This is a genomic window from Pseudomonas sp. DE0157 (genome assembly GCF_007678615.1).
In the GTDB taxonomy this organism is placed as follows: Bacteria; Pseudomonadota; Gammaproteobacteria; order Pseudomonadales; family Pseudomonadaceae; genus Aquipseudomonas; species Aquipseudomonas parafulva_B.
The window spans coordinates 1-19,012 of record NZ_VEJN01000011.1 but is presented as its reverse complement, the minus strand read 5'-3'; the positions used below and the strand labels follow the sequence as shown (position 1 = coordinate 19,012).

The following is a 19,012-nucleotide window of genomic DNA, read 5'->3' as shown; positions in this document are numbered from 1 at the left end:
GGGTTGCCGTGCAGCGGCCATCCTCCGGCCGACGGGCAGGTGAATTTAGGGCTCTCGCCGGTGCAAGATCGCCAGAAGCCTGGCCTTGCCGGTGCTACCTTTAACCGTGCCGCTTGAGGTATGAGTGCTGAAGCTTGAAACTCGCCGTTCCAGAGCACAAGGACACAACGATGCGCTTGTTCACTACTTGGGTCATGGGATGTCTGTGGTTGATCGCAGGGGCGGCCCAGGCCGAGAACGTCTCCGGCCTTTATCAGGTGCGCGAGCCGGTGGCCGGGCAGGGCGCCGAGGCGCGTGCGGCGGCGACCAGCCAGGCCTTCGACACCCTGGTGCTGCGCCTGACCGGCGACCCCAAGGCCGTGCAGAACCCGGCGCTGGCGGCATTGCGCAAGGATCCGCAACCGATCGTCAACCAGGTGGGCAGCGACGCTGGCCCGCCCGAAACCGTCCGGGTCGAGTTCGACCCCGGCAGCACCGAGCGTGCCCTGCGCAAGGCGGGCCTCAGTCTGTGGGGCAGCAATCGCCCGTCGATTCTGGGTTGGTGGCTCGTCGAGAGTGTTGACGGCACTAGCCTGGTAGGGGACGGCCAGCCTAGCGCCCAGCCGTTGCGGCGCGCGGCCCGTCACCGGGGCTTGCCGCTGCGTCTGCCGCTGGCCGATCTGCAGGAGCAACTGGTGGCCGACGCCAAGCATATCGAAGCCAAGGATCCCGGGCCGCTGCGTGAGGTCTCCCAGCGCTACGGCGCCGATGCCGTGTTGGCCGTGCACGCCCAGGAGATCGACGGCAAATGGCAAGGCAAATGGCAATTGTGGCTGGGCGAGGGGCGCGAGCAGGGCAGTGCCGAAGGAGCGGACCCGGCAGCGCTGGCCGACGCCGTGATGCTTGCCGTGAGCACGCGGCTGGCACCGCGCTACGTAACGCGTCCCGGGGCCAGTGGTCAGGTGCAGATGCAGGTCCAGGGCATGAACCTGCCGCGCTACGCTGAGCTGGCCCGGGTGCTGGAGTCCTACGGCGCGCAGTTGAAGCGGGTCGACGGCGACGTGCTGACCTATTCGGTCACCGCCAGCCGCGAACAACTCCGGGCTCAGCTGGCATTGGCCAAGCTCAGGGAAGTCCCAGCCGAGCAGGCACCTGCGCCGCAGGTGATCCTTGGGTCAGTGGGTACGTCCACAAACGAGCCACCGGTGTCGCCTGCTGCCGCCACCGAACCGTTCGATGGCTTGCGCTTTAGTTGGTAAGAGGGTCGTTCATGACTGACATGCGTCGTTGGATCTGGCTGGGCGTGGCATTGATCGCTATCGCCCTACTCTATAGCCTGCACAATATTCTCACGCCGTTTCTGGTCGGCATTCTGCTGGCGTACCTGGCCGACCCGCTGGTCGATCGCCTGGAGCGCCTGGGTTTGTCGCGGACCTGGGGCGTAGTGGTGGTGTTCGGGCTGTTCACGCTGCTGATGCTTGCACTGTTGCTCGTGCTCATCCCCATGTTGGCCAAGCAGTTGGTGCGCCTGTACGCGCTGGCGCCGCAGATGCTTGACTGGCTCGAACATGTCGCCTTGCCATGGGTGCAGGGGCGTCTGGGCCTTGCCGACGGGTTCTGGAAATTCGACAAGATCAAAGCGGCCATCGGCGCGCACATGGGGCAAACCACCGATATCGTCAGCATGCTCTTGTCCCAGGCAACGGCCTCCAGCCTGGCGTTAATGGCCTGGGTGGCCAACATGGTGCTGATCCCCGTGGTCGGGTTCTACCTGTTGCGTGACTGGGACTTGATGATGGCCAAGTTGCGCAGCTTGTTGCCGCGCCAGAGGGAGCCACAAATCGTTGGGCTGGCCAGCGAGTGCCATGAGGTGCTGGGTGCGTTCGTGCGTGGGCAACTGCTGGTGATGGTCGCGTTGGGCATCATCTATTCGGCAGGCTTGATGCTGGTGGGTCTTGAACTGGGGTTGTTGATCGGCATGCTGGCAGGCCTGGCGGCCATCGTCCCGTACATGGGCTTCATCATTGGCATCGGTGCGGCGCTGGTGGCAGGGCTGTTCCAGTTCGGTGGCGATCTGTATCCCATGCTCGGCATCGTCGCGGTCTTCATGGTCGGTCAGGCACTGGAGGGCATGGTGCTGACACCTCTGTTGGTAGGCGACCGGATCGGTTTGCACCCTGTGGCGGTGATCTTCGCCATCCTGGCCGGCGGAGAGCTGTTCGGTTTCACAGGCGTGCTGCTCGCGCTTCCGGTGGCGGCGGTCATCATGGTGCTGCTGCGCCACGTGCACGGCTTGTACAAGGAGTCGGACATGTATGCAGGGGATGCGCCGGCTCCCGTCCACCTCGATCCCCCTGCACCCGACCAGCCGTGACAGGCCGGCAGGTGAGCCTCGGTTGCTGCGGCGATAGTGCAACCCATTGATTTTGCTTGGACTCTGCAGCGGCGTCATTGTGCACCCCGCTTGGCAGGTATAGACTTTGCCGATTGTCCACAAAAGGCCCCCAGCGGTCCTGTCGACCGCCCGCGAGCATGAAACCACCGATCCAGTTGCCCCTGGGTGTGCGCCTGCGCGACGACGCCACCTTCATCAACTACTATCCGGGCGCCAATGCCGCTGCGTTGGGGTATGTCGAGCGGCTTTGCGAAGCCGACGCCGGCTGGACCGAGAGCCTCATCTATCTGTGGGGCAAACAAGGCGTGGGCCGCACGCACCTGCTGCAAGCGGCCACCCATCGCTTCCAGCAGCGGGGCGAGCCTGCCGTCTACCTGCCGTTGGCGCAGCTGCTCGAGCGCGGTACCGGTCTTCTGGACTACCTGGCCCAGTACGAGCTGGTGTGCATCGATGACCTGCACGTCATTGCCGGCAAGCCGGACTGGGAGGAGGCCATGTTCCACCTGTTCAACCGCCTGCGCGACAGCGGCCGTCGACTGCTACTGGCAGCCTCCGCTTCCCCGCGGGAATTGCCGGTCAAGCTGCCTGACCTGAAATCCCGTCTCACCCTTGCCCTGGTGTTCCAGATGCGCGGCCTGTCTGACGAAGACAAGCTACGTGCCTTGCAATTGCGGGCATCCAGGCGCGGCCTGCACCTGACCGACGAAGTGGGTCACTTCATCCTCACCCGCGGCGCGCGCAGCATGAGTGCGCTGTTCGATCTGCTGGAACGGCTCGATCAGGCTTCCCTGCAAGCCCAGCGCAAACTCACCATTCCTTTCCTGAAGGAAACCCTCGGCTGGTAAGCCCCTGGAAACACGGGGCCAGAGCCATCCCACGGAAAAGTCACATCTTTTTCGATAAAATTTGCAAATGGAACTTATAGTGGGCATAGTTCCACCCCACTAAAGGATTACAGACACGGTTGTGCCCATGCTCAAGCGCTTCGCACCCCTCGTGCCACTCGCACTCGTGACCCTGCTTTTTGGCTGTGCGGCCCAAGGCCCGGTATCCCAGCCCCAGGATCACACCCCGGTCGCCGTACAGCCGGCGATCAAGGCCAAGGCCTCGTCTTCGCCAGTGTTTGGCGAACCCCAGGAAGTGGCTACCGACGATGAACTGGAGGTCTTCTCCAGCAGCAAGCCCTATCAGTTGCCAGTGCTGGCCGACAGCATTCTGGAGCGCGGCATGTCGTTGATCGGCACCCGCTATCGCTTTGGCGGTACCTCGGAACAATCCGGCTTCGATTGCAGCGGCTTCATCGGCTACCTGTTCCGCGAGGAGGCAGGCATGACCTTGCCGCGTTCTACTCGCGAGATGATCAACGTCGATGCGCCGAAGGTGGCGCGCAACAAACTCAAGCCAGGCGACCTGCTGTTCTTCAGTACCAACGGCCGTGGCCGTGTCAGCCATGCCGGGATTTACCTGGGCGACAACCAGTTCATCCACTCCAGCAGCCGTCGTAGCGGTGGTGTGCGCATCGATAGCCTCGGTGACCGTTACTGGAGCAAGACCTTCCTTGAGGCCAAACGTGCCTTGGCCATGGCGCCGACTCATATCGCGCGCAACTAATGGCAATCTGATGTGTCCTAACCACGGCGTCGCTGCTTTGCAAAAAAGCTCGACGCCGTGCGTATTTACAGAAAGCGTCTAATCTAATTTCTCAACTCTATCCCGCTGCGGCCCAGCGTTCCCATACAGGATGTTTTGGCCATGACAACGATGGCGCGCTTCGCTTTCATTTCCCTGGCAGCCTTACTGGCGGCCTGCTCGAGCCAACCCCAGGCACCTGCCCCTACACGGGTCGTGCAGCCTCAGGTTACCTATAGCCAACCCAGCTTCTCGCCCACTGCCGATGACGTACTGATTCGCGCCATTGGTCTGGTTGGCACGCCCTACCGCTGGGGCGGCAATACGCCCGATTCGGGTTTCGACTGCAGTGGTCTGATCAAGTACGTCTACCGCGATGCCGCCGGCATCAGCCTGCCGCGCTCCACGCGGGAGATGATCGGCATGCGTGCGCCTACTGTGGATGTGAAGTCCTTGCAGTCCGGTGACCTGGTGTTCTTCGCGACCAGTGGCGGTTCGCAGGTGAGCCATGCTGGCATTTATGTAGGGGACGGGCGCTTCGTGCATGCGCCCCGCACCGGCGGTACGGTGCGGTTGGACTATCTGTCAAACAGCTACTGGGCCAAGGCCTACCTGCAGGCCAAGCGGGTCATCCCACAAGGGCACCTGGCACAGAACCCCTGAGCCCGATCACCGAGCTTTGCTGACGCGCCAGATGGTATTGCCCACATCGTCAGCTACCAGCACGGCCCCGTGGCCATCCAGGGCAACCCCCACGGGGCGGCCCATGGCTTGGCCGCTTTCATTCAGGAACCCATCGAGCACGTCCATGGGCTTGCCCGACGGCTTTCCCGAGGCGTCGAAGGGTACGAATATCACCTTGTAGCCGCTGTGGGGCTTGCGGTTCCAGGACCCATGCTGGCCAATCAATGCACCTTCCCCAAAACGCGCCGGCAACACACCCGGCCCGGCGAAGGCCAACCCCAGTGAAGCGGTATGCGGCCCCACGGCGTAGTCGGGTACCTGTGCCTGGGCGACCTTGGCAGGGTCCTGGGGCTGCACGCGCTCATCCACGTGCTGGCCATAGTAGCTATAGGGCCAACCATAGAATCCACCTGCTTGTACCGAAGTGATGTAATCCGGTACCAGGTCGCTGCCGATTTCGTCACGTTCGTTGACTGCGGTCCAGAGCGCGCCACTGTGAGGCTCCCAGGCAAGCCCGTTGGGGTTGCGCAGGCCGGTGGCGAACAGGCGGTGCTTTCCTGTGCTGGGGTCGATCTCCCAGATCGCGGCGCGCCCCTGCTCCTGATCGAGGCCGTTTTCACCCACGTTGCTGTTCGAGCCCACGGTGACATAGAGGCGCCGTCCATCGGGGCTTGCGATGACATTCTTGGTCCAGTGGTGATTCAACGGGCCGGCTGGCAGTGAGGTGACCACCTCTGCCGGACCGGTTACTTGGCGTGCACCGGGCTGGTAGTGAAAACGCAGCAGTTTATCCGTATCGGCCACGTAAAAATCGGTGCCTACCAGCGCCATGCCAAAGGGTGAGTTCAGCCCGTCGGCAAAGGTATGGCGGATTTCCGCAACGCCGTCCTGGTCCGCGTCGCGCAACAGGGTAATGCGATCAGGGCTGGGCACGGCGGCCCCCGCGCGTGCCATGACCCGCTTCATGGCCCATCCGCGGATACCCTTGGCGTCTTCGGGTTTGGCAGGTGCGTTGGTTTCTGCCACCAGCACGTCGCCATTGGGCAGCACATAGAGCCAGCGCGGATGGTCGAGGTCACCGGCAAAGCGCGACACCTGCAACCCGGGTGCAGCCTGGGGCATGCGTCCGGCGGGCCAGCCGACGGCTGGCGCGATGTTCACGGTGGGTAGCAGGGTTTTGGCAGGGGAGGGCAGCTGCGGTGTGGGGCCGCTGCCGTCGGCCACCGTATAACGCGCCCTTTCGCCGCAGCCACTCAAGCCCAGGCTTACAACAAGTGCAACAGGCAGTGCCACGCGGTTCATGGTCGGCGTCCTCGGCAGGTTCTATTGATTCAGAGGGTAGGGAATGCCGCGGGTTCATTCGCACAGGCGGCAGGGGCTGCATCGGCGGCTCGGCGATCGCTGCTGTGCCGCCAGGCGAGCCGCGTCGATTGACGCTCCGGGTGCAACCCTCTAACCTTCGCGCGTGTTTCAGGTGCCCCGCCAGCCACGTCTGGCCAGGGTGAAACTGGGAAGTCGGTGAGCGCCCGCAGGGTGCGATTCCGGCGCTGCCCCCGCAACGGTAGGTGAGAGACGGCCGCGCAGGGCCACTGGGTACGATCCCCGGGAAGGCGCGCAGGTCAGGGCCAGTGGCCCGCTCACGAGCCCGGAGACCGGCCTGATACTGCCAACGGCATCACGGAGGGTGATGCGCGGTGCACTCTGGCTTTGGCCAATGCCCCTGCGCGCGCTCCGTTTGCCTGCCCATTCCCTGACACGGCGCTCGATCGTGGTGTCAGCCAGCGGAGAACTTCCCATGAGCGACGCCACCGAGCGCGACGAACGCCATCTGGCACGGATGCAGCGCAAGAAAGCGGTCATTGACGAGCGCATTGCCAACTCCCCTAACGAATGCGGCCTGCTGCTGGTGCTCACCGGCAATGGCAAGGGCAAGAGCAGCTCGGCCTTCGGCATGCTGGCCCGGGCCCTGGGCCACGGCATGCAGTGCGGCGTGGTGCAGTTCATCAAGGGCCGCAACAGCACCGGCGAAGAGCTGTTCTTCAGGCGCTTTCCCGAACAGGTGCGCTACCACGTGATGGGCGAGGGCTTCACGTGGGAGACGCAGGACCGCCAGCGTGACATTGCGGCGGCAGAAGCGGCGTGGGCCGTCTCCCGGCAACTGCTGCAGGATCCTGCGGTGCAGTTCGTGGTGCTCGACGAGCTCAACATCGCGCTCAAGCACGGCTACCTTGATCTGGACCAGGTGCTGTCGGACATCCAGGCCCGCCCTCCCATGCAGCACGTCATCGTCACCGGTCGCGCGGCCAAGCCGGAAATGGTCGAGCTGGCCGACACCGTGACCGAAATGGGTATGCTCAAGCACGCGTTCCAGGCCGGTATCCGTGCCCAGAAGGGCGTCGAGCTGTGAGCCAGGCCCGCCATTGCCCCGCCGTTCTGATTGCCGCACCGGCCTCTGGCCAAGGCAAGACCACGGTCACTGCCGCGCTGGCGCGCCTGCACCGGAATCTGGGCCGCAAGGTGCGGGTGTTCAAATGCGGGCCTGACTTTCTTGACCCCATGATTCTCGAACGTGCCAGCGGTGCACCCGTTCGCCAGCTCGACCTGTGGATGATCGGTGCCGGGGAGAGCCGCCGGCTGCTCTGGGAGGCGGCAGGTGAAGCCGACCTGATCCTCATCGAAGGGGTGATGGGGCTGTTCGACGGCACCCCTTCGAGTGCCGACCTGGCGCGTCACTTCGGCGTGCCGGTGCTGGCGGTGATTGATGGTACGGCCATGGCCCAGACCTTTGGCGCGCTGGCCCTGGGCCTGGCGCGTTATCAGCCGGACCTGCCGTTTGCCGGAGTGTTGGCCAACCGGGTGGGCAGCCTGCGTCATGCGCAACTGCTCGAAGGCAGCCTGACGGAGGGCCTGCGTTGGTATGGCGGCTTGTCCCGCGAGCGCGGCATCGAACTGCCCAGCCGTCACCTGGGGTTGGTGCAGGCCAGCGAGTTGAACGACCTGGACGCACGTCTGGACGCTGCTGCCCAAGCATTGGGCGCCAGCTGCGATGCCGCGTTGCCACCGGCCGTCACCTTCGAGCCGGCCGATCCGCTATCCGCCCAGGCTACCTTGGCGGGTGTACGTATCGGTGTAGCCCGCGACGAAGCCTTTGCCTTTCTCTATGGCGCCAACCTGGACCTGTTGCGCCGTCTAGGCGCACAGGTGCAGTTTTTCTCCCCCCTGCATGATGCGCAGCTGCCCGAAGTGGACAGCCTGTACCTGCCCGGCGGTTACCCCGAGTTGCACCATCATGCCCTGGCGCGCAATACCTCAATGTGCCAGGCCATCCGCGCCCATCACGCCCAAGGCAAGCCACTGCTGGCCGAATGCGGCGGCATGCTGTATCTGCTCGACGCGCTGACCGACGTGGCCGGGGACAGGGTCGAGTTGCTCGGGTTGCTGCCAGGTGAAGCGACCATGCAAAAGCGCCTGGCGGCCCTGGCCCTGCAAGCGGTCGAGCTGCCCGAGGGCACACTGCGCGGCCATACCTACCACCACTCCCTGACCAGCACTGCGCTCAAGCCGCTGGCACGTGGGTTGAGCCCCAACGGCGGGCGCGGCAACGAAGCCGTGTATCGGCTGGGCCGCTTGACCGCGTCCTACGTGCACTTCTACTTCCCCTCCAACCCGGAGGCGGCCGCAGCGCTGCTTTGCCCATGAGCGAGCATGCGTTCAGCGACCAGGAGCGTGCCGCGGTCTATCGCGCCATCGGCGAGCGGCGCGACATGCGCCATTTCGTTCAAGGCGAGGTGGCGCCGCAGGTCATGACACGGTTACTCAGCGCAGCCCACCAGGCACCGAGCGTGGGCTTGATGCAGCCATGGCGGTTCATCCGCATCACCGAGCGGGCCTTGCGTGGGCGCATCCAGGCACTGGTGGAGGCCGAGCGGGCGTTGACTGCACAGGCGCTGGGCGAGCGCTCGGACGAATTCATGAAGCTCAAGGTAGAGGGCATCAACGATTGCGCCGAACTGTGGGTCGCCGCCTTGATGGACAACCGTGAGCCCCACATTTTCGGGCGCCGCACGCTGCCTGAGATGGACTTGGCCTCGCTCGCCTGCGCCATCCAGAACCTCTGGCTGGCCGCCCGTGCCGAAGGGCTGGGCATGGGCTGGGTATCGCTGTTCGATCCCAATGCGCTGGCAGCGTTGCTTGGCATGCCCAGCGGCGCCAAACCCGTGGCCGTGCTGTGCCTGGGGCCGGTGGCGGCATTCTACCCTGCACCCATGCTGGTCATGCAGAACTGGGCCGAAGAACGGCCGTTGCACCAGATGCTGTTTGAAAACCGTTGGGGAGAAGGCGCATGAGCGTGGCGTTGCTGACCGTGGCCGGTGTGGCCCTGGATGCATTGTTCGGCGAGCCCCGGCGGCGCCATCCGCTGGTTGCGTTCGGCAACATGGCCAGCAGCCTTGAGCGGCGCTTCAATGCCGGCGGGCGTGGTTGGCGCAGTCATGGTGTGAGCGCCTGGTTCCTGGCGGTGGTGCCCCTGACCTTGCTGGCCCTCATGCTCTCCTGGCTGCCTGTGATCGGCTGGCTGGTCGATGTGCTGGCGTTGTACTGCGCCCTGGGGCTGCGCAGCCTGGGCGAACATGTGCTGCCGGTGGCCACGGCCCTGCGCCAGGGGGATCTGGAAGAAGCACGGCGGCGGGTGGGGTATCTGGTCAGCCGTGAAACCCGTGAGCTGGACGAGACGGCGGTAGCGCGGGCAGCCACTGAGTCGGTGCTGGAAAACGGCAGCGATGCCGTATTCGCCGCCTTGTTCTGGTTTGCTGTGGCCGGGGCGCCAGGGGTGGTGCTTTATCGACTGAGCAACACCCTCGATGCCATGTGGGGCTATCGCAACGAGCGCTTCGAGCGCTTCGGCTGGTGCGCGGCGCGCATCGATGACCTACTCAACTACGTGCCGGCGCGCCTGGTCGCGCTTACTTATGCGGTGCTGGGCAAAACCCGTCTGGCGCTGGCCTGCTGGCGGCGCCAGGGGCCACTGTGGGATAGCCCCAACGCCGGCCCGGTCATGGCGGCCGGGGCAGGGGCCCTGGGTGTTGAATTGGGTGGGCCGGCGGTGTACCACGGCCAGCTGCACGACCGCCCGCGCCTGGGCGACGGCCCACCGGCCAGCCCCGATGCCATCGAGGGCGGTTGGACGCTGGTGCAGCGTGGGGTATGGCTGTGGCTGTTGGTGTTCTGTCTGGGAGCTTATCTGAATGCTTGAACATGGAGGCCGGCTGCTGCGCGCGGTTCGGCAGTACGGCATCGCCCGCGAGCAGTGGCTGGACCTGTCCAGCGGCATTGCGCCCTGGTCCTTCCCGATACCGCCGATCCCACTCGAAGCCTGGGCACGGCTACCGGAAACAGACGATGGCCTCGAACAGGCGGCGTGTAGCTACTACGGCGCCACGCGACTGCTACCCGTAGCGGGCTCACAGGCTGCCATCCAGGCCCTGCCGCTGTTGCGCAGCCCGAGCCGGGTCGGGGTGCTGACGCCCTGTTATGCCGAGCATCCCTATGCCTGGCAGCGCGTTGGACACGCGTTGCTCGAGCTCGATGAGCATCAGGTCGACGACGCGCTCGACGACCTCGACGTCCTGGTCTTGGTCAACCCGAACAACCCCACCGGCCGTGTCGTGCCTGCGCCCACGCTGCTGGGATGGCATCAGCGCCTGGCAGCGCGCGGTGGTTGGCTGGTGGTCGATGAAGCCTTCATGGACAACAGCCCCGGAAACAGCGTGATGGAAAGTGCCGAGCGCCCCGGTTTGATCGTGCTGCGCTCGTTCGGCAAGTTCTTCGGCCTGGCCGGTGTGCGCCTGGGCTTCGTGGCCGCAGAGCATAGCTTGCTGCTGCGCCTGACCGAACTGCTCGGCCCGTGGACGATCAATGGTCCCAGCCGGGTGCTGGCCCAGGCCAGCCTGACCGACCTGGCCATGCAGCAGCTGCAGCGCCAGCGCTGTGCAGATGCCAGCGAACGCTTGGCGGCTTTGCTCACCCATGCAGGGCTGGCGCCCGCCGGCGGGTGTGACCTGTTCCAGTACGTGCGGTGCGAGCATGCCGCGCGATTGCACGATCACCTTGCCCGACACGGGGTGCTGGTGCGCCTGTTCGAGCGCCCGGCGGCCTTGCGTTTCGGCTTGCCGCCAAGCCAGGCAGACGAACGACGATTGGCCCAGGCCCTGAGTGCCTACCCCAAGGACCTTACATGACGACCCTGATGGTGCAAGGCACCACCTCCGATGCCGGCAAAAGCACCCTGGTGACTGCCCTGTGCCGCTGGCTGCTGCGCCAGGGCATCGGCGTGGTGCCATTCAAGCCGCAGAACATGGCCCTCAACAGCGCCGTGACCGCCGACGGTGGCGAGATTGGCCGGGCCCAGGCGGTGCAGGCCCAGGCCTGTCGCCTGGCGCCGCACACCGACATGAACCCGGTGCTGCTCAAACCCAACAGCGATACAGGCGCCCAGGTGATCATCCATGGCCGTGCGGTGACCAGCATGAACGCGGTTGCCTACCACGATTACAAGGCCATCGCCATGCAGGCCGTGCTGGCCTCGCACCAGCGCCTGAGCCAGGGCTGGCCAGTGGTCATGGTCGAGGGCGCAGGGTCGCCGGCGGAGATCAACCTGCGGGCCGGCGACATTGCCAACATGGGGTTCGCCGAAGCCGTGGACTGCCCGGTGATCCTGGTCGCCGACATCAACCGCGGGGGCGTGTTCGCCCACCTGGTCGGTACCCTCGAACTGCTGTCGCCCAGCGAGCAGGCGCGGATCAAAGGGTTTGTCATCAACCGTTTCAGGGGCGACATCGCTTTGTTGCAACCTGGGCTCGACTGGCTGGAGCAGCGCACCGGCAAACCCGTGCTAGGCGTGCTGCCGTACGTCACCGACCTGCACCTTGAAGCCGAGGACGGCATCGACCGGCGCCAGAGCGAAAAGCAGCAGCGCGTGCTCAAGGTGATCGTGCCGGTGCTGCCACGCATCAGCAACCACACTGACTTCGACCCGCTGCGCCTGCACCCGCAGGTCGACCTGCAGTTCATTGGCCCTGGTCAGCCGGTGCCGCCAGCGGACCTGATCATCCTGCCGGGTTCCAAGAGCGTGCGTGGCGACCTTGCGCAATTGCGCGCGCGTGGCTGGGACAGGGCCATCGAACGCCATCTGCGCTATGGCGGCAAGGTAATCGGTATCTGCGGCGGCCTGCAGATGCTTGGGCGCGAGGTGCACGATCCGCTGGGCCTGGAGGGCGCTGCAGGCTCCAGCCCCGGCCTCGGCCTGCTGGACTACGCCACGGTGCTGGAAGCCGACAAGCAGTTGCGCAATGTCTCCGGAACCTTGCACCTGGACGCATCGCCCGTGACCGGTTACGAGATCCATGCCGGTGTCACCACTGGCCCTGCGCTGGCGCACCCGGCGGTACGCCTGGCCGACGGCCGCTGCGAGGGTGCCATCAGCACGGACGGCCAGGTGTTGGCCACTTACCTGCACGGGTTGTTCGAGGGCAGCGCCTCCTGCGCGGCCCTGCTGCGCTGGGCTGGGCTTGAAGACGTGCAACTGATCGACTACGAGGCGTTGCGCGAGCGCGACATCGAACGCCTGGCTGACCTGGTGGACAAGCACCTGGACACCCAGCGCCTGCGCCAATTGTGTGGAGTACCCTGACGTGCGTACGTTCGTGATCGGCGGAGCCCGGTCTGGCAAGAGCCGCCTGGCCGAGCAGCGGGCAGCCGACTGCGGCTTGCCTGTGACCTATATCGCCACCAGTCAGCCGCTGGACGGCGAACTCGATGAGCGGGTGCAGCTGCACCGCCAGCGCCGGCCCGTGGAGTGGGGGTTGATCGAAGAACCCTTGGCCCTGGCTGCTGTACTAAAGGCCGAAGCTGCTGCTGACCGCTGCCTGCTGGTGGACTGCCTGACGCTGTGGCTGACCAACCTGCTGATGCTGGATGACCCGCGCCGGTTGGCCGAGGAACGTGATGCCCTGTTGGGCTGCCTTGAGCACCTGCCCGGCCACATCATCCTGGTCAGTAACGAGACTGGCCTGGGTGTGGTGCCCATGGGCGAGTTGACGCGACGTTACGTCGATTTGGCCGGTGTCGTGCACCAGGCGGTGGCCGAACGTTGCCAGCAGGTGATCCTCACGGTCGCTGGCCTCCCACTCACGCTCAAAGGACCTGCATCATGAACCCTGTCTGGTGGCAGATGCCCTGCCAGCCCATCGACGGTGCGGCCATGGCCGCAGCACGCGAGCGGCAGCAACAATTGACCAAGCCTGCCGGTTCGCTCGGCCAGCTCGAAACGCTCGCCATTCAGCTGGCAGGCCTGCAGGGCTGCGAACGGCCGGTGCTCGAGCACGTTGCGATCAGCCTGTTCGCCGGCGACCACGGCGTGGTCGAGGAGGGCGTCTCGGCGTATCCTCAGGCCGTGACAGGCCAGATGTTGCGCAATTTCGTCGGCGGGGGTGCCGCCATCAGTGTGCTGGCACGCCAACTGCACGCCACCTTGGAGGTGGTCGACCTCGGCACGGTCGACCCGACGCTCGCACTGCCGGGCGTTCGCCACGTGCACCTTGGCCCCGGCACGGCCAATTTCGCCCGAGAGCCCGCCCTGAGCGAGGCACAATTGCAGGCCGCCTTGCAGGCAGGTCGTGACAGCGCGCTGCGGGCGGCGGCCCACGGCGCACAGCTGTTCATCGGCGGTGAAATGGGTATCGGCAACACCACCGCAGCGGCGGCGCTGGCCAGCGTACTGCTCGCCTGTCCGCCAGCCACGCTGAGCGGGCCAGGCACTGGGTTAGACAGTGCCGGCGTGCAGCACAAAGCGCACGTCATCGAGCGGGCTCTGGCCTTGCACCGCCTGGCGGCCGATGAACCGCTGCGTGCACTGGGCTGCGTGGGGGGCTTCGAGCTGGCGGCGCTGGCCGGCGCTTATCTGGCGTGTGCCCAGGCGGGTGTGGCGGTGCTGGTGGACGGGTTCATCTGCACGGTGGCGGCCTTGGTGGCCGTGCGCCTCAACCCCCAGTGCCGCGCTTGGCTGTTGTTCGCCCATCAGGGTGCGGAGCCCGGCCACCAGACGGTGCTGAGCGCCTTGCAGGCCGAGCCTTTGCTGGCTCTGGGGCTGCGCCTGGGTGAGGGCAGTGGTGCCGCCCTGGCCGTGCCGTTGCTGCGGCTGGCCTGCGCGCTACACGGGCAAATGGCGACCTTTGCCGAGGCTGCCGTGGCGGACCGTCCGGCATGAGGCTCGACCTGCTGCGCCACGGGGAAACCGAGCAAGGTGGTCTGCGTGGCAGCCTCGATGACGCCCTGACCGAAAAGGGCTGGGCTCAAATGCGCGCCGCCGTGGCCGACGCAGGGCCTTGGCAGGCATTGGTCAGTTCGCCATTGCAGCGCTGTGGCCGATTTGCCGATGAGCTGGGCGCCAGGCTGGGCCTGCCCGTGCAGCGCGAGCCTGCATTGCAAGAACTGCATTTCGGCGATTGGGAAGGGCGCACGGCGTCGCAGATCATGGAACACGACGCCCAGGCGCTTGGGCAGTTCTGGGCTGATCCCTACGGCTATACGCCGCCCAATGGCGAGCCGGTCCAGGCGTTTGCGCAGCGCGTCCTGACGGCCATCGAGGGGTTGTACCGCCAGCATGCTGGCAAGCGCGTACTGCTGGTCACCCATGGTGGTGTCATGCGGCTGCTGTTGGCCCGCGCCCGTGGCCTGCCCAGGGCGCAGCTGTTGCAAGTGGAAGTCGGCCATGGCGCATTGGTGCGCTTGCAAGTCGGCGAGGATGGCCAGCTGGTTGAGGGGGGTTAGCATGCTGCCATTCTGGATTGCCCTGCAGTTTCTAAGCAGCCTGCCTGTCACCTTGCCCGGCATGCCAACGCCACGCCAGGTAGGCCGCTCGTTGTTGTACTACCCCTTGGTCGGGCTGCTGTTCGGTCTCCTGCTATGGCTGGCCAGCCATTGGCTCGCAGGCGTTGCGGCGCCGCTGCATGCCGCCTTGCTGCTGAGCCTCTGGGTGCTGCTCAGTGGCGCGCTGCACCTGGACGGCCTGGCAGATAGCGCAGACGCCTGGCTAGGCGGGTTTGGTGATCGCGAACGCACGCTGCAGATCATGAAAGACCCGCGCAGCGGGCCGGCAGCGGTGGTGACGCTGGTGTTGGTGCTGCTGCTCAAGTTCTGCGCCTTGTGGGCACTGATCGAGCAGGGAGCTGGCCTGCAACTGATGCTGGCACCGGTCATCGGTCGAGCAGCGCTGCTGGGGCTGTTCCTGTGTACCCCCTATGTGCGGCCTGGCGGGTTGGGCCAGGCGCTGGCCGAGCACATGCCCCGCCGCGCAGCAGGGTGGGTACTGTTGATCTGTGCCGGCGTGGGCCTGACATTGGCTGGCTGGGCAATGGTGCTGACGGCGGTCGTGTTCGTCGCCTTGCGCAGGCTGATGTGCAATCGCCTGGGCGGTACCACGGGCGATACCGCAGGTGCACTGCTGGAGCTGCTTGAGCTCACCGTTCTGCTGGGCGTTGTCATGATCCCGTGAGCCAATCGGGGCAACGTGGTCTGGGATTTATCCAATTATGTAGGACGACTCTGAAGGCGCCTTCTGCAAAGATCATCTGAAAAAAAGCCGGCAAACTAATCCTGTAAAACGCCTTCACCGAATGCACTACCCTCAGGCGCTTGTTTCCAAGAGGCGTGTGTGATGCATTATTGGCTGCTCTTCCTGGCCCTGCTGGGCTTCACTCCACCTGCCGCCCAGGCAGCCGACCTCATGGCGTTCTGGGACCAACCCCGGCATGGGGGCAACAGCTTCAATCGATTGCCCCCTGACCAGGCCTACTTTGATGCCCTTCGGGCTTATGGCGCGACCTGGGTTCGGGTGTCCTATGACAAATGGCGACCTGCGGACAGGGACTTTCTATTGGGCAATGCCGATGGCTACCACGGCTTGCCCGCCAGCGACCTGGCTACCCTGCGGTCGGTGTTGGATCGGGCCCATCGAGCCGGCCTCAAAGTGGTGATCGCACCGCTATCATTGCCGGGCATGCGCTGGTCGCAGAACAATAACGGCACCTTCGACGACCGACTGTGGCAGGACAAGACCTACTGGGCGCAGGCCGCAGACTTTTGGCGCGACGTCGCCCGTGCGTTGAAGGATCATCCTGCGGTCGCTGCGTACAACCTGGTGAACGAGCCCGCACCGGAAAAGCGCAGCGATCTGCCCGAACATGCCAGCCCGGAGCGCATGCAACGCTGGTATGCGCGCGAGCAAGGCAGTGCGCGTGATTTGCCGGCGCTGTACCGGCAGTTGACGGCGGCCATACGCGAGGAGGATGCGGTAACGCCGATCATGGTGGATTCGGGCTGGTATGCCGCCGCCGATGCCTTCACCTATTGGCCCGCGCCGCTGCGCGATGACAGGGTGCTCTACAGCGTGCACATGTACGAACCCTATGCAGCGACCAGTGCGCCCAACATGACCCGCCGGCAGCCGCTGGCCTATCCAGGGGCGGTGCCCTTCGCCGGCCAGCTTCAGCAATGGGACGGCCAGCGCGTGGCGCAGTACCTGCAAGCCCCGCTGAACTGGGCCGATACCATGAACGTGCCCCGTTCCCGCCTGGTGGTGGGCGAATTTGGCTGCATGCGCCGCCTGTCAGGCTGCCGCCAGTACCTGGAGGACGTACTGGGCGTGCTCGATCAGCACCGCTTGCACTGGGCGTTCTACAGTTTCCGCGAAGACAGCTGGGACGGGATGGACTACGAATTGGGCACCGCCAAAGTGCCCTGGCGCTACTGGCAGGCGATCGACCAGGGGTTGGCCGACCCGCTGCCGCGGCAAGCGACCCCCGCGTTCGAACCCATCCGCAAGCGACTGGCGACAGATCAATGACGACCTGCGCTGACGTCCTGCTTGCTGTCAGTCAGCTTCAGCGTTCATGCTGTAACCAAATGCTTCCTTGATGACTCGGCGTACGTGGCGGTGGATGGCCTTGCAGTGCCAGGTTTCATCAACGGCAGCACCTGACGACCTTGCGATGGGCTGGAGACAATAACAATGACGTCTGTATGGCGAACCAGTGGATGGGTGTTGACTGGGGCGGCGCTGATCCTTGCGCTGTCACTTGGCGTCAGGCACGGCTTTGGCTTGTTCCTGGCACCGATGAGCGCTGATTTTGGCTGGGGTCGCGGCGTCTTTGCCTTCGCCATCGCCTTGCAGAACCTGATCTGGGGCCTGGCCCAGCCCTTTGCCGGGGCGTTGGCCGATCGCCTTGGCGCCTCGCGGGTGGTGATGGTTGGCGGCGTGCTGTATGCGGTGGGCCTGGCGATGATGGGCATGGCCGACTCTGCCTGGTCGTTGTCATTGAGCGCCGGCCTGTTGATCGGCATTGGCCTGTCGGGAACGTCCTTTTCGGTCATTCTGGGCGTCGTCGGCCGGGCCGTGCCGCCTGAAAAGCGCAGCATGGCCATGGGCATTGCCAGCGCCGCCGGTTCGTTCGGTCAGTTCGCCATGCTGCCCGGCACCCTCGGCCTGATCCAATGGCTCGGCTGGTCGGCGGCTTTGCTGGTGCTGGGCCTGCTGGTGGCCTTCATCGTGCCGTTGGTAGGCCTGTTGCGCGACCGTCCCTTGCCCTCTTACGGCAACGAGCAGACGCTGGGCGAGGCGCTGCGTGAGGCGTGTGGGCACGCCGGTTTCTGGCTGCTGGCGCTGGGCTTTTTCGTGTGCGGCTTTCAGGTGGTGTTCATCGGGGTGCACCTGCCGGCGTACCTGGTGGACCAGCATCTGCCAGCCACCACGGGCACCACGGTGCTGGCCCTGGTGGGGCTGTTCAATATCGTGGGCACGTTCACGGCTGGTTGGCTGGGCGGGCGCCTGTCCAAGCCACGCTTGCTGACTGGGCTCTACCTGCTGCGTGCGGTCGTCATCGTGCTGTTTCTCTGGGCGCCGGTGAGTGCATTCAGCGCGTACCTGTTCGGTATAGCGATGGGCCTGTTGTGGCTGTCCACGGTGCCGCTCACCAACGGCACCGTCGCCACGGTCTTCGGCGTGCGTAACTTGTCGATGCTTGGCGGTATCGTGTTCCTGTTCCACCAGCTCGGGGCGTTTCTGGGCGGTTGGCTGGGTGGCGTCGTGTATGACCGCACTGGCAGCTATGACCTGGTCTGGCAGATCGCGATCCTGCTGAGTGTCTTGGCTGCGGCGCTCAACTGGCCGGTCCGTGAACGGCCTGTGGCACGCTTGCAGGTAACGGCGGCATGAACCCAGTATTGACCCGTATGGTTCTTGCGCTGGTGGCGCTTTTGGTGCTGATGCTGGCCTGGTGGGGGTGGCACGAGGGCGGCATGGCGCTCATGCAATTGGGCATGGGCGTCTGTTAGCCGCTACGCTGCCAGTTCAAGGTTGATCGAGCAGGAGCGAGATGTCATGAGCGTGAAGTGGATGGTGGTGCCGGTATTGGCGTTGATGGCCAGCGCGTCCAGCTGGGCGACCGAATGCCCGGCCGTGTTGCAGGGTACGTTGCCGGAATTGCGGGGCAAGGGTGAGGTCGCGTTGTGCGAGCGGTTTGCCGGTAAGCCGTTGGTGGTGATCAACACGGCCAGTTATTGCGGGTTTGCGCCGCAGTTCGAGGGGCTTGAGGCGGTGTACAAACAGTACCATGGCCGTGGGCTGGAGATGCTGGGTGTGCCTTCGAACGACTTCAAGCAGGAGGATGCGGACAGCGAGAAGACGGCGAAGGTGTGTTATGCGAATTATGGCGTGACGTTCACCATGACCAAGGAACAGGCGGTGCGGGGCAAGGATGCGATTCCGATGTTTGCGGAGTTGGCCAGGCAGAGCAGTGCGCCCAAGTGGAATTTCTACAAGTATGTGATTGATCGTCAGGGCAAGGTGATTGGTAGTTTTTCGAGTTTGACGAAACCGGATGATGCCGAGTTTAAGGCAGCGATTGAGAAGGCTATCGCTTCGCAGCCTTGATCTTTTGGTGCGCTCAACTATTGGTCTCAGTTCAATTGCGGTGGTTTCGAGTCATTGAACTGTAGTGATCTGTGGCTGATGAATATATGAAAGGTCATAAGGGTTCTTAGCCAATTGCCTGCAATCGATTGGAGCGGCCTTGTGCCGCGATGGGCCGCGCCTGCAGGGGTTGTGTGTGGCTTTAAATTTTGGAATCTGCTCGAATATCAGTTCTAGAGTAATGCGCTGTTTCGCTCTTGCTCTTGATTCTAAGCGCGCGGTAGTTCAGGCGCCGCAGATCGCGACTTCAGGAGGCCGAGCGCAGGGCTTGCGGAGGGAGGTGACAGGCATGGATGCCTGTC

Annotated in this window: 20 protein-coding genes and 1 riboswitch; of the genes, 19 read left to right on the top strand and 1 reads right to left on the bottom strand. The window is 64.8% G+C overall.

Annotated elements, in window-relative coordinates; genetic code table 11:
* The first annotated feature begins 170 nt into the window (after window positions 1-170).
* From FS777_RS14645 to FS777_RS14625, 5 genes are all read left to right on the top strand, one after another.
* On the top strand, window positions 171-1,238 hold the full coding sequence (locus tag FS777_RS14645) for a DUF2066 domain-containing protein (RefSeq protein WP_058639488.1): 1,068 nt from the start codon (window positions 171-173) through the stop codon (window positions 1,236-1,238).
* An 11-nt stretch (window positions 1,239-1,249) separates the two neighbouring features.
* Complete coding sequence (locus tag FS777_RS14640; protein WP_058639487.1) at window positions 1,250-2,353, top strand: AI-2E family transporter; 1,104 nt, start codon at window positions 1,250-1,252, stop codon at window positions 2,351-2,353.
* Between the two features lie 158 nt (window positions 2,354-2,511).
* On the top strand, window positions 2,512-3,219 hold the full coding sequence (hda, locus tag FS777_RS14635; RefSeq protein WP_027913921.1) for a DnaA regulatory inactivator Hda: 708 nt from the start codon (window positions 2,512-2,514) through the stop codon (window positions 3,217-3,219).
* A gap of 127 nt (window positions 3,220-3,346) precedes the next feature.
* Entirely contained in the window at window positions 3,347-3,985 is a 639-nt protein-coding gene (locus FS777_RS14630) for a C40 family peptidase (protein ID WP_028686867.1), read from the top strand.
* Between the two features lie 141 nt (window positions 3,986-4,126).
* Window positions 4,127-4,666 carry a C40 family peptidase gene (locus tag FS777_RS14625; RefSeq protein WP_058605353.1) on the top strand — a complete coding sequence of 180 codons (540 nt, stop codon included), beginning with the start codon at window positions 4,127-4,129 and terminating at the stop codon, window positions 4,664-4,666.
* Window positions 4,667-4,672: 6 nt separating this feature from the next.
* Here the strand turns inward: FS777_RS14625 and FS777_RS14620 are convergent, their stop codons facing one another.
* Complete coding sequence (locus FS777_RS14620) at window positions 4,673-5,989, bottom strand: sorbosone dehydrogenase family protein (RefSeq protein WP_145256160.1); 1,317 nt, start codon at window positions 5,987-5,989, stop codon at window positions 4,673-4,675.
* A gap of 153 nt (window positions 5,990-6,142) precedes the next feature.
* A riboswitch (cobalamin riboswitch) is annotated at window positions 6,143-6,363 on the top strand.
* Between the two features lie 119 nt (window positions 6,364-6,482).
* Here FS777_RS14620 and cobO point away from each other — a divergent pair.
* The 14 genes from cobO (at window position 6,483) to FS777_RS14555 (ending at window position 18,671) form a co-directional block, all read left to right on the top strand.
* On the top strand, window positions 6,483-7,094 hold the full coding sequence (gene cobO, locus FS777_RS14615; RefSeq protein WP_027913925.1) for a cob(I)yrinic acid a,c-diamide adenosyltransferase: 612 nt from the start codon (window positions 6,483-6,485) through the stop codon (window positions 7,092-7,094).
* Window positions 7,091-8,386 carry a cobyrinate a,c-diamide synthase gene (locus tag FS777_RS14610; RefSeq protein ID WP_058639485.1) on the top strand — a complete coding sequence of 432 codons (1,296 nt, stop codon included), beginning with the start codon at window positions 7,091-7,093 and terminating at the stop codon, window positions 8,384-8,386. The genes cobO and FS777_RS14610 overlap by 4 nt, the downstream gene beginning before the upstream one ends.
* Window positions 8,377-9,033: a 5,6-dimethylbenzimidazole synthase gene (gene bluB, locus FS777_RS14605; RefSeq protein ID WP_178091274.1), complete on the top strand. Its 657-nt coding sequence runs from the start codon at window positions 8,377-8,379 to the stop codon at window positions 9,031-9,033. Before FS777_RS14610 ends, bluB begins: the two co-directional genes overlap by 10 nt.
* Complete coding sequence (gene cbiB, locus FS777_RS14600; RefSeq protein WP_058605357.1) at window positions 9,030-9,938, top strand: adenosylcobinamide-phosphate synthase CbiB; 909 nt, start codon at window positions 9,030-9,032, stop codon at window positions 9,936-9,938. The genes bluB and cbiB overlap by 4 nt, the downstream gene beginning before the upstream one ends.
* The gene (gene cobD, locus FS777_RS14595; RefSeq protein ID WP_058639484.1) at window positions 9,931-10,923 is read left to right on the top strand and encodes a threonine-phosphate decarboxylase CobD; all 993 of its coding nucleotides are present in this window, start codon (window positions 9,931-9,933) and stop codon (window positions 10,921-10,923) included. Before cbiB ends, cobD begins: the two co-directional genes overlap by 8 nt.
* The gene (locus FS777_RS14590; protein ID WP_058639483.1) at window positions 10,920-12,374 is read left to right on the top strand and encodes a cobyric acid synthase; all 1,455 of its coding nucleotides are present in this window, start codon (window positions 10,920-10,922) and stop codon (window positions 12,372-12,374) included. The genes cobD and FS777_RS14590 overlap by 4 nt, the downstream gene beginning before the upstream one ends.
* Before the next feature lies 1 nt (window position 12,375).
* Window positions 12,376-12,897: a bifunctional adenosylcobinamide kinase/adenosylcobinamide-phosphate guanylyltransferase gene (gene cobU, locus FS777_RS14585; RefSeq protein ID WP_058605360.1), complete on the top strand. Its 522-nt coding sequence runs from the start codon at window positions 12,376-12,378 to the stop codon at window positions 12,895-12,897.
* Window positions 12,894-13,949 (top strand): nicotinate-nucleotide--dimethylbenzimidazole phosphoribosyltransferase, encoded by a 1,056-nt coding sequence (gene cobT, locus FS777_RS14580; RefSeq protein ID WP_145256153.1) that lies wholly within the window; start codon window positions 12,894-12,896, stop codon window positions 13,947-13,949. Before cobU ends, cobT begins: the two co-directional genes overlap by 4 nt.
* Window positions 13,946-14,512, top strand: a complete 567-nt coding sequence (gene cobC, locus FS777_RS14575; RefSeq protein ID WP_145256150.1) for an alpha-ribazole phosphatase family protein — start codon at window positions 13,946-13,948, stop codon at window positions 14,510-14,512. The genes cobT and cobC overlap by 4 nt, the downstream gene beginning before the upstream one ends.
* A 1-nt stretch (window position 14,513) precedes the next feature.
* Window positions 14,514-15,236: an adenosylcobinamide-GDP ribazoletransferase gene (locus FS777_RS14570; RefSeq protein WP_145256147.1), complete on the top strand. Its 723-nt coding sequence runs from the start codon at window positions 14,514-14,516 to the stop codon at window positions 15,234-15,236.
* 231 nt (window positions 15,237-15,467) lie between these two features.
* Window positions 15,468-16,586, top strand: a complete 1,119-nt coding sequence (locus FS777_RS14565; protein WP_256675185.1) for a glycoside hydrolase family 5 protein — start codon at window positions 15,468-15,470, stop codon at window positions 16,584-16,586.
* A 165-nt stretch (window positions 16,587-16,751) separates the two neighbouring features.
* Window positions 16,752-17,954 carry an MFS transporter gene (locus FS777_RS14560; protein WP_058605365.1) on the top strand — a complete coding sequence of 401 codons (1,203 nt, stop codon included), beginning with the start codon at window positions 16,752-16,754 and terminating at the stop codon, window positions 17,952-17,954.
* The gene (locus FS777_RS21715) at window positions 17,951-18,073 is read left to right on the top strand and encodes a hypothetical protein (RefSeq protein ID WP_256675178.1); all 123 of its coding nucleotides are present in this window, start codon (window positions 17,951-17,953) and stop codon (window positions 18,071-18,073) included. The genes FS777_RS14560 and FS777_RS21715 overlap by 4 nt, the downstream gene beginning before the upstream one ends.
* 46 nt (window positions 18,074-18,119) lie before the next feature.
* Window positions 18,120-18,671 carry a glutathione peroxidase gene (locus tag FS777_RS14555; protein WP_058639477.1) on the top strand — a complete coding sequence of 184 codons (552 nt, stop codon included), beginning with the start codon at window positions 18,120-18,122 and terminating at the stop codon, window positions 18,669-18,671.
* Window positions 18,672-19,012: the final 341 nt, after the last annotated feature.

What these genes read in the sequence shown, in the direction of transcription:
- cobD (WP_058639484.1), top strand. Translation starts at nt 9,931, where the DNA reads ATGCTTGAACATGGAGGCCGGCTGCTGCGCGCGGTTCGGCAGTACGGC.
- cobO (WP_027913925.1), top strand. Translation starts at nt 6,483, where the DNA reads ATGAGCGACGCCACCGAGCGCGACGAACGCCATCTGGCACGGATGCAG.
- cbiB (WP_058605357.1), top strand. Translation starts at nt 9,030, where the DNA reads ATGAGCGTGGCGTTGCTGACCGTGGCCGGTGTGGCCCTGGATGCATTG.
- FS777_RS14640 (WP_058639487.1), top strand. Translation starts at nt 1,250, where the DNA reads ATGACTGACATGCGTCGTTGGATCTGGCTGGGCGTGGCATTGATCGCT.
- hda (WP_027913921.1), top strand. Translation starts at nt 2,512, where the DNA reads ATGAAACCACCGATCCAGTTGCCCCTGGGTGTGCGCCTGCGCGACGAC.
- FS777_RS14555 (WP_058639477.1), top strand. Translation starts at nt 18,120, where the DNA reads ATGAGCGTGAAGTGGATGGTGGTGCCGGTATTGGCGTTGATGGCCAGC.
- FS777_RS14560 (WP_058605365.1), top strand. Translation starts at nt 16,752, where the DNA reads ATGACGTCTGTATGGCGAACCAGTGGATGGGTGTTGACTGGGGCGGCG.
- FS777_RS14590 (WP_058639483.1), top strand. Translation starts at nt 10,920, where the DNA reads ATGACGACCCTGATGGTGCAAGGCACCACCTCCGATGCCGGCAAAAGC.
- cobC (WP_145256150.1), top strand. Translation starts at nt 13,946, where the DNA reads ATGAGGCTCGACCTGCTGCGCCACGGGGAAACCGAGCAAGGTGGTCTG.
- FS777_RS14625 (WP_058605353.1), top strand. Translation starts at nt 4,127, where the DNA reads ATGACAACGATGGCGCGCTTCGCTTTCATTTCCCTGGCAGCCTTACTG.
- FS777_RS14630 (WP_028686867.1), top strand. Translation starts at nt 3,347, where the DNA reads ATGCTCAAGCGCTTCGCACCCCTCGTGCCACTCGCACTCGTGACCCTG.
- FS777_RS14645 (WP_058639488.1), top strand. Translation starts at nt 171, where the DNA reads ATGCGCTTGTTCACTACTTGGGTCATGGGATGTCTGTGGTTGATCGCA.
- cobT (WP_145256153.1), top strand. Translation starts at nt 12,894, where the DNA reads ATGAACCCTGTCTGGTGGCAGATGCCCTGCCAGCCCATCGACGGTGCG.
- FS777_RS14620 (WP_145256160.1), bottom strand. Translation starts at nt 5,989, where the DNA reads ATGAACCGCGTGGCACTGCCTGTTGCACTTGTTGTAAGCCTGGGCTTG.
- FS777_RS21715 (WP_256675178.1), top strand. Translation starts at nt 17,951, where the DNA reads ATGAACCCAGTATTGACCCGTATGGTTCTTGCGCTGGTGGCGCTTTTG.
- FS777_RS14565 (WP_256675185.1), top strand. Translation starts at nt 15,468, where the DNA reads ATGGCGTTCTGGGACCAACCCCGGCATGGGGGCAACAGCTTCAATCGA.
- FS777_RS14570 (WP_145256147.1), top strand. Translation starts at nt 14,514, where the DNA reads ATGCTGCCATTCTGGATTGCCCTGCAGTTTCTAAGCAGCCTGCCTGTC.